The 669-nt window shown below is 61.1% G+C and carries 1 pseudogene; it reads left to right on the top strand.

The window, feature by feature from the left end:
- Positions 1 to 146: 146 nt before the first annotated feature.
- Positions 147 to 669: pseudogene (istA, locus tag GWC77_RS28130) on the top strand (IS21 family transposase); the annotation flags it as partial.

Raw genomic sequence — 669 nt, 5'->3', positions numbered from 1 at the left:
ATCTTTCGCCAGCAGAGTTCGCGGCGAAACATCGGGCAACAGCGGATGCTCCTGCCGCTTTCCAGGAGCTGGTTTAAAGGGACTTTGCTAGAAGCCGACTGGCCCTACCGAAGGGGGCAGGTCACCCCCAGCGTTGGGCAGCTACCCTTCCGGTAACGCTGCGTCAGGCTCATGCGCCCGGGGAGAAGTTGTTCGTCGACTACTCGGGCAACAAGCTGGGCATCGTTGATCCGCACACCGGCGAAATCCGTGAGGCCGAACTGTTCGTCGCGACGCTCGGCGCGTCGAACTACACGTATGCGGAAGCGACGTGGACCCAACAACTCGAGGACTGGATCGGCTCGCACGTGCGCGCCTTCACCTTCCTTGGTGGCTGCGTAGAGATTGTCGTGCCGGACAACCTGAAGTCGGGCGTGCATAAGCCCAACTTCTACGATCCGATTCTGAATCGCACTTACGGCGAGATGGCCGCGCACTACGGCGTGGCGATCATTCCTGCACGCAGCCGGCGCCCGCGGGACAAGGCCAAAGTCGAGCAATCGGTGCTTCTTGTTCAGCGCTGGATTCTGGCACGGCTGCGCCACCAGCGCCTGTTCAGTCTCGATGAAGCGAACCGCACGATCGCCGCACTGCTCGTCGGTCTGAACAACAAGCCGTTCAAGAAGTTGC

Origin of the sequence: Paraburkholderia sp. NMBU_R16 (genome assembly GCF_013282575.1) — a bacterium.
In the GTDB taxonomy this organism is placed as follows: domain Bacteria; phylum Pseudomonadota; class Gammaproteobacteria; order Burkholderiales; family Burkholderiaceae; genus Trinickia.
This window is presented reverse-complemented; position numbering and strand designations above follow the sequence as displayed.